The following is a 7,814-nucleotide window of genomic DNA, read 5'->3' on the forward strand; positions in this document are numbered from 1 at the left end:
TGTCCTGATTTAAATTTAATCCACTATAAAAGAAAGGTCGTCTGAAACCTTAGATTTCAGACGACCTTTTCTGCATTAAACCTTCGATATTTAGAAAATCAGCTATTTTCTAAATTCTGCTGTGTTTATTTGGGGTTTTTCTCGATGAGGGCGACGAGTTGGTCGATATAGCCTTGAACGAAACTGCGCGCTGATTCGATGAGTTTGCCGTTGTCGTCAAATAAGGTGGGGGAGTTGCCGAGGAAGACTTCGGGCTGTCCGGTCAGCGGCATATTGAAGTAGGACAAGGCAAGGCGCAGGTTTTTTTGCGAACTGTAACCACCCATTTTGCCGACGGAATGGCTGATGATGCCTGCGGGCGTGTTTTTCCATGCGACGTCGGCGTTGGGTTTGGAGCCGATGTCTACTGCGTTTTTCAGGCAGGCGGGGATGGTGCGGTTGTTTTCGGAGGTAACGAACAATACGCCGTCGGAAGCTTTGATGGTTTCGCGGAAGGCGGTATAGCTTTCGGGTGTGGGGAAGTCGGTTTCGGCAGGGTCGTCGTAGTCGAAATTGTAGAGCGGCAAATGACCGATTTCGACGATTTGGGCATCGTAGCCTTCGGGAAACATGGGGATGACGTTTTGTGCCACTTTGCGGGCGAACGAGCCTTTACGCAGGCTGCCTACTAAAATGCTGACTTTTTTTGCCATGAATTTTCTCCTGATGATTTAAAAATAATAACGATTCTTAAATTCATTTTAAAGCCGCCAGTCGATTGTCGTCAATCCTATTGAGGGCAAATTGACCATTCATTCTGCGCAAAGTGAATCTGAACTGAGGAATCGGTGTGACGGTGGTTTCTCTACTCCTACCCTGCTCAAGTTTCGAGACGGTCATTATCTAAAGTGCTGAAACAGTATCGGCGCTGCAATCCTTGAGGTCGTCTGAAAACCCTATCGGGCATGAATCAAGACGACAATGCTATAATCCATCCTGAAATTTTTATCTCGAAGAACACGCCATGCAAGCCGATTTCAGACGACCTGTCCTTGCCATCGACACCAGCACTTCCTACCTGTCCCTCGCGTTGCAAACCGATGGACAGATTGTTTCGTTTCATGAAGATGTCGGCACGAAGCAATCCGATTTGATCCTGCCGCAGATTCGTGTTTTGTTTGAACAAACCGGTATTGCGGCGGCGGATTTGGGCGTCATCGTCTATGCACAAGGCCCCGGCGCGTTTACCGGTTTGCGTATCGGAACAGGTGTGGCGCAAGGTTTGGCGACGCCGTTTGATACGCCCCTTATCGGTATCCCCTGTCTGGATGCGGCGGCGTATCTGCTGCCCGAACAAAGCTGCGTACTGGCAGCGACCGACGCGCGTATGGGCGAGGTGTTTTACGCATGGTTCGACACGGGCGCGCACCGGCGGCTTGGCGATTATCAGGTCGGTAAAGCGGCTGAAATTGTCGAACCTGAAGGTCGTGCGTTTACCGGCGGCATAGGCAATGCGTTTGCCCTGAGCGATGCGCCGCCCTTTGCCGGTACGCCGCAAATGCCTGCCGCTTCCGACTATCTCAAGCTGGCACTGAGCGGGCGTTATCCCGCGTCCGATGCGGCACACGCCGAATTGCTTTATGTCCGCAACAAAGTTGCCCTGACCGCCAAAGAGCAGGCAGAACGGAAAGCGCAGGCATGAATATCCGCTCCGCTTTTTCAGACGACTGCCCTGCCCTTGCCGTGATCGACGCACTCAGCAACCCATCGCCCTGGTCGGTAAAACAATTCGCCTCCGCGCTGGCGCAGCCTACGGATAAATTATGGGTCTGCGAGACCGACGGCGTCATCAGCGGCTTTATCGTTTGGCAGGATATATTGGATGAGTCCGAGCTTCATTTGATTGCCACCGCTCCCGAATACCGCCGCCAAGGCATTGCCGCCGCACTATTGGAACATTGGTTCCGCCACGCTCAAGCCGCGGGTATCTCGCGCCTGCTGTTGGAAGTCCGCGCAGGCAATACCGCCGCCCAATCGCTGTATCTCAAATACGGCTTTACCGAGGTCGGCATCCGCAAACATTACTATCCCCTGCCCGAAGGCGGGCATGAAGACGCCGTTTTAATGGAAAAACCATGTTAAGCAGCCGCTATCTCCACTTGCATCAGGCATTAGGCTTAGGCCCGATGTGGCTGAACCGTAACGCCAAAGTCATCCCGCCCGCAGGTGATACCTCCGTTACGCAGCCGCAAAAACCTGCCGCCGCCCAAGTTGCCGAAGCCGTCCGCACGATTTCCGCATCGGCGCATCATGCCCGCATGGCGGCGATGGCGGCAGTTCAACACGAAAAAACCGCCCCCGCAGCAGCAACGCCTCCCGTTCCGCCGGTTGACGCGCCTGCTCCGTCTGCACGGATGAACTCCGCGCCCGAAGATACCGCCAAAGCCGCCACTACAACCGTTTCAGACGACCTCCCGCGCCTGCAAACCGAAGCGCGTCCGTCCGAAGTCATCATCATCAGCATCTGCCCCGCAACCGAAGACAGCCTGCACGGACAACTCTTTCACGGCGCGGTCGGCGTTCTGCTCGACAATATGCTTGCCGCCATCCGCCTGTCGCCGCAGCAGGCATACAAAACCAGCTGGGTCAAAGCGGCGCCCGTTTTCAGTCCGCACCCTACTGACGAACAAATCCAAGCCGAGCTGCCACAGCTTGCCCGAGAGCTGGCCGATACGCAGGCGAAAGCCGTGTTATTGGTGGGGCAAATCTTTGAAAAACCCGAACTTGCCCCATTAATAGACACCCTCTGCGGCGACACGCCCCGCTTCATCCTGCCCCACCCTGCCCGCCTGCTGCGCCAACCGCAGCTCAAAGCAAAAGCCTGGCAGGTTTTGAAACAAGTGCGGCAGATACTGAATTAAGGCACACCGACAGCGTTCCAAACATACCCCGCACCACATCCGACCCCTTCCCTATCCATCATGTACCTCACCCAAGAAAAACCCTACCGCCCGCTGCTGATTGCCCTGATCTTCCTGAACCTGCCTCTGGCATTGCTGCTGCATGAAATCATCACAGTCGGTCTGTTCCGCCATTCCGGGCTGCTGCTGACCTTACAAGACGGGCAGTTGCGGCAAGTTGCGGGCTGGGATGACGCCATCGTTTGGTTTATCTGCGGCGTATTCGGCTTTTTCAACCTGATGATTGCGGGCGGTCTGACCAAGCTCGCCTACAAAAAAATGATGCGCCGCCATTTCCGCTACGCCCTGTTTTTAAGCGGTGCGGCGGCGTGTGCGGCGGCTTTGGTCGTGATTATCTTGGAATCTTTACTGGGCAGCGCGGCATTGGGCGGCATGCGGCAAGGCGGAATATTTCTTTACGCATTGAGCGTCTGGATATTGGCGATGCTGACGCTGCCGCGCCAACTGACCCGCGCGCCGGAGCAGCCCATCATTTTCCACAAAATGAAAAAATAAGCCCGACAGCAGGGAGTCAGAGCAACGTCTTCCTTCATGTTCTCCGGCAAGAAACCATAAACAAGGGGTCGTCTGAAACTTTTCAGACGACCCCTTTGCCCAACTCATTCGACCTTAGCGTTTGAATTCAGTTAGGATTTTTAAAGTTTGCATCAATCTGTAAGCAGGCAGACATCGGATTTTCTGCTATGATTTTTATCTTGTTCACAGGTCGTCTGAAAGAAAGCGCACGATGAAACCTAAACTGATTATCTTCGACTGGGACGGAACGCTGGCAGACACGACGCGCCCGATTATCCGCACCTTCCAACAAAGTTTTGCCGACTGCGGCATGCCCGTTCCCGATGACGATGCCGTCCGCGCCCTCATCGGTTACAGCCTGCCCGGAATCATCCGCCGCCTCGCCCCGCATGCCGGCGAACACATGCGCGAAGAATTGACGGAAACCTACGCCGCACACTATCTCAATCCCAACAACCACAACATGACGCTCTTCCCCGAAGCCCTGCCCTGCCTGCACACCCTGCAAAACCGAGGCTACTGGCTCGCCGTCGCCACAGGCAAAGGCAGGATAGGACTCGACCGCTCTATCGCGCAAACCGGTACAGCCGATTTTTGGATGGCGACCACCTGCGCCAGCGAGCAAGCCTCCAAACCCGCACCCGACATGGTTTTCAAACTCTGCGACGAACTGGGGCTGACGCCGCAGGAAACTTTGGTTGTCGGCGATACGACCCACGACTTGGAAATGGCCGCCAACGCCAAAGCCCCCGCCGTCGCCCTCACCACAGGCGCACACTCCGCCGCCATGTTGAACACCGCCCCGCATCTCGCCATACTCGACAGCCTCTCCGAACTGCCTGATTTTTTGGAAACGTTTGATTGGACAGGCAAGGCTTAAAACGAGACAAAAGCCCTTTAAAAAAACAGACTGCAAAACCGTAGCGTGGGCTTTGCCCACGTAATCTGTCAATCAAACCCCAAATCAAGTCATAATCCGAGCCGTTTTTTCCTGGGCAAAGCCCACGCTACACTTTGCTCAAAGCGTTACGGCGTGCTGCCGACCATCGGGCTACACGTACCTATTCGGAGAAATCTTCCGTATCGAACGAGTCAATCGCTTCCCATCCTCCCCCCCAACAAAAAGGTCATCTGAAAACCTACCCCTCAAGTTTTCAGACGACCTTTGTTAGTTCACCGAGACCAACCGCTTATTCCTATCTCAACAACTCATCCGTTATCCGTTGCAAAAATTCGATGCGTTCAGACTTGGCTTCGCCTGCTTCGGCGGCGGCTTTGACGGCGCAGCCGGGTTCGGCGCGGTGGGTGCAGTTGTGGAAGCGGCATTGCCCGACGAGGTGGCTCAGGTCGGGGAAGTATTGCAGCAGGTCGGCGGCTTGGAGGTGGTGCAGGCCGAATTCTTGCAAACCCGGGGAGTCGATCAATTGGGTTTCTTCGTTTAAATCGTAAAGCTGGGCGTGGGTGGTGGTGTGCTTGCCGGAATCGAGCGCGGTGGAGATGTCGCCGGTGCGGGCGGTTTGGTTGCCTAAGAGGGCGTTGGTCAGGGTGGATTTGCCCATGCCGCTTTGTCCGAGCAGGATGTTGGTATGCCCTTGCAGGACGGGGCGCAGGATGTCGGCGTTTTCCAGCGCGCGGGTTTCGATCACGGGATAACCGAGCGTTTCGTAGAATTTGAGTTTTTCGCGCCAGAGGGCGGTTTCGGGCAGGTCGGCTTTGTTCAGGATGATGACGGCTTGGATGCCCGCGGCTTCGGCGGCTAGGAGGGCGCGTTGCAGCAGGGCTTCGCTGGGCGAGGGAACGGCAGCGGTAACGATAAGGAGCTGGCTGACGTTGGCGGCGATGAGCTTGGTTTTCCACGCGTCTTGGCGGTAGAGCAGGCTTTCGCGTGGAAGATAGTCTTCGATGACGGCTTGTTCGGCGTTGATGTTTTGGATATGCACGCGGTCACCGCAGGCGAAATCCACCCGCTTTTTGCGCGTGCTGGCTTCGTAGGTTTTGCCGTCGGGTGTGCGCACGATGTAGCGGCGGCCGTAGCTGGTAATGATTTGGGCGGTATCGGTCATAAATGGTTGGGTCGGGTGGAGTGGATAAAGGGAATGTTCGCGGCGGCGTGGCTGCCTTGCGGCGAAAAGGTATTGTACCGAAATAGGCAGGGGTCGTCTGAAACGATTCTATAGTGGCTTAACTTTAAACCAGTACGGCGTTGCCTCGCCTTAGCTCAAAGAGAACGATTCTCTAAGGTGCTTAAAGCACCAAGTGAATCGGTTCCGTACTATCTGTACTATCTGCGGCTTCATCGCCTTGTCCTGATGTACTATCTGCGGCTTCGTCGCCTTGTCCTGATTTAAAGTTAATCCACTATATATCGGGTTAACTGGAAACCGATACGGCGTTGCCGCCTTGTCTTGATTTCAGCTCAACCCGCGAGGTTCGGAAGGTTTTCAGACGACCTCCCAGCCCATCACAAGCCGAGCGACCACGCGTTGACGCCTTCGGAAAAATCTTCCAAACGGTTTTCGTAGTGTGCGAAGATTTCTTCGATGATTTCGTCTTCGCCGTCGATCAGTCGGATTAAATCCATATCGGCTTCCGAAATCAGCCCGCGCCCGAGCAGCTCTTTGCGTATCCAGTCCAACAAGCCCGACCAGAAATCCTTGCCCACCAAGATAATCGGGCGGTCGGGCGTTTTGCCCGTCTGCACCAGCGTCAGGCTTTCAAACAGTTCGTCCAGCGTGCCAAAGCCGCCGGGCATGACGACGTACGCGACCGCGTGTTTCACAAACATCACTTTGCGCGGGAAGAAATGTTGGAATTTGATGGACAAATCCTGATACGGATTGGCTTTTTGTTCGTGCGGCAACACGATATTCAGCCCCACCGCAGGGCTTGCGCCCGCAAACGCGCCCTTGTTCGCCGCTTCCATAATCCCCGGCCCGCCGCCCGAAATGACGGAAAAACCGGCATCCGAGAGCTTGCGTGCCAGACGCAACGTAAATTCGTAGTCGGGATGGTTTTCCGGCGTGCGCGCGCTGCCGTAAATGCTGACCGCAGGCTGAATCGCCCGCAGCTCCTCGCCCGCTTCGACAAATTCCGAAATAATCTTCAAAACATGATACGACTCCCGCGCCTGAATCTCGCGGCGCGCCTCATCGGGCAGCATAGGTTTGGGCAGTTTTTTGAGCAGGCTCACATCTTTTCCTTCATCTTGTTGAATCCCCACATTGTAACCGACAGAACCCGAGGTCGTCTGAAAACGCAGGCAGGAATGGCGGCAAGTGTTCCTTATTTGAACCAAATCATGCGTTTCAGCCCGTCAACCCGCGCGAAGGGACAAGATTGCCGTCGCAGCCGCGCCGCTTGCGTTACAATCCCCCATTTCCGCCCACATCAGACCATGCTCGACATCCTCTACCGCGACAGCCGCACCATCGCCGTCAATAAACCCGCCGGAATGCTCGTCCACCGAAGCTGGCTCGACCGCCACGAAACACAATTCGTCATGCAGACCCTGCGCGACCAAATCGGACAACACGTCTATCCCGCCCACCGCCTTGACCGCCCCACATCCGGCGTCCTCCTGTTTGCCCTCGATCCTGAAGCCGCCCGCCTGCTGACGCAGCAGTTCGAACAAAAAACCACACGCAAAACCTACTGGGCAATCGTGCGCGGCTATTTGCCCGACGACGGACTCATCGACTACCCCCTCAAATATCAGCCCGACAAAATCGCCGAATTCCAAACCGAAGCCACCCTCCAAGAAGCCCAAACCCAATACCGCTGCCTTGCGCGCACCGAATTGCCCTTCCAATCCGCCGCCCGCTACCCGACCTCGCGCTACTCATGGGCGGAACTCATCCCGCACACAGGCCGCAAACACCAACTGCGCCGCCACATGAAACACATCTTCCACCCCATCGTCGGCGACACCAACTACGGCGACCTGCGCCAAAACCACGCCACCGCCGCCAACCTCGGCACCACCCGCCTCATGCTCCACGCCCGCAGCCTATCGTTCCAAAGCATCGAAAACGGCGAAACCCTGACCGTCTGCGCCGATACGGACGAAAGCTGGAAAATTTGGCTGGATACGTTTGAAGCGTAAGTGGAAGGTCGAGCGACAGGCAGGCTGGTGATGCTGCGAAGCCGGACACGGGTTTCAGACGACCCCAACCCTTGCCTCATCACTCCGTTCAACCAATATTCCTGCCGAATAATCCTGTTTGACGGTAAAGGTCGTCTGAAAACGCTACACTCTTTCAGACAACGTCTGTCATATCACCATAAGGACATTCCATGAGCGACATCGAAAAGCAACTCGCCGCCATCCGCTACACCGCC

The 7,814-nt window shown here is 55.6% G+C and carries 9 protein-coding genes; 6 read left to right on the forward strand and 3 right to left on the reverse strand.

Annotation, left to right across the window (positions count from 1 at the left end; translation table 11 throughout):
- Positions 1-125: 125 nt before the first annotated feature.
- Complete coding sequence (locus HMPREF2572_RS03035) at positions 126-692, reverse strand: NADPH-dependent FMN reductase (protein ID WP_049230606.1); 567 nt, start codon at positions 690-692, stop codon at positions 126-128.
- A 311-nt stretch (positions 693-1,003) separates the two neighbouring features.
- Between HMPREF2572_RS03035 and tsaB the strand changes: the two genes are divergently transcribed.
- From tsaB to HMPREF2572_RS03060, 5 genes are all read left to right on the forward strand, one after another.
- Positions 1,004-1,681 (forward strand): tRNA (adenosine(37)-N6)-threonylcarbamoyltransferase complex dimerization subunit type 1 TsaB, encoded by a 678-nt coding sequence (gene tsaB / locus HMPREF2572_RS03040; protein ID WP_070496213.1) that lies wholly within the window; start codon positions 1,004-1,006, stop codon positions 1,679-1,681.
- Entirely contained in the window at positions 1,678-2,121 is a 444-nt protein-coding gene (gene rimI / locus HMPREF2572_RS03045; RefSeq protein ID WP_070496214.1) for a ribosomal protein S18-alanine N-acetyltransferase, read from the forward strand. Before tsaB ends, rimI begins: the two co-directional genes overlap by 4 nt.
- Entirely contained in the window at positions 2,115-2,900 is a 786-nt protein-coding gene (locus HMPREF2572_RS03050) for a uracil-DNA glycosylase family protein (RefSeq protein ID WP_070496215.1), read from the forward strand. Before rimI ends, HMPREF2572_RS03050 begins: the two co-directional genes overlap by 7 nt.
- 60 nt (positions 2,901-2,960) lie before the next feature.
- Positions 2,961-3,455 (forward strand): hypothetical protein, encoded by a 495-nt coding sequence (locus tag HMPREF2572_RS03055; RefSeq protein ID WP_070496216.1) that lies wholly within the window; start codon positions 2,961-2,963, stop codon positions 3,453-3,455.
- A 232-nt stretch (positions 3,456-3,687) separates the two neighbouring features.
- On the forward strand, positions 3,688-4,356 hold the full coding sequence (locus HMPREF2572_RS03060) for an HAD-IA family hydrolase (protein ID WP_070496217.1): 669 nt from the start codon (positions 3,688-3,690) through the stop codon (positions 4,354-4,356).
- 316 nt (positions 4,357-4,672) lie between these two features.
- Here HMPREF2572_RS03060 and rsgA read toward each other — a convergent pair whose 3' ends face one another.
- Together rsgA and HMPREF2572_RS03070 are read right to left on the reverse strand one after the other, a co-directional pair.
- Positions 4,673-5,539 carry a ribosome small subunit-dependent GTPase A gene (gene rsgA, locus HMPREF2572_RS03065; RefSeq protein ID WP_070496218.1) on the reverse strand — a complete coding sequence of 289 codons (867 nt, stop codon included), beginning with the start codon at positions 5,537-5,539 and terminating at the stop codon, positions 4,673-4,675.
- A gap of 398 nt (positions 5,540-5,937) precedes the next feature.
- Positions 5,938-6,666, reverse strand: a complete 729-nt coding sequence (locus tag HMPREF2572_RS03070; protein ID WP_009312705.1) for an LOG family protein — start codon at positions 6,664-6,666, stop codon at positions 5,938-5,940.
- A gap of 204 nt (positions 6,667-6,870) precedes the next feature.
- On the opposite strand from HMPREF2572_RS03070, the gene truC reads away from it, so the two are divergent.
- Positions 6,871-7,578: a tRNA pseudouridine(65) synthase TruC gene (truC, locus tag HMPREF2572_RS03075; RefSeq protein WP_070496220.1), complete on the forward strand. Its 708-nt coding sequence runs from the start codon at positions 6,871-6,873 to the stop codon at positions 7,576-7,578.
- Positions 7,579-7,814 lie beyond the last annotated feature (236 nt).

Source organism: Neisseria sp. HMSC064E01, from assembly GCF_001808875.1.
Classification (GTDB): domain Bacteria; phylum Pseudomonadota; class Gammaproteobacteria; order Burkholderiales; family Neisseriaceae; genus Neisseria; species Neisseria sicca_A.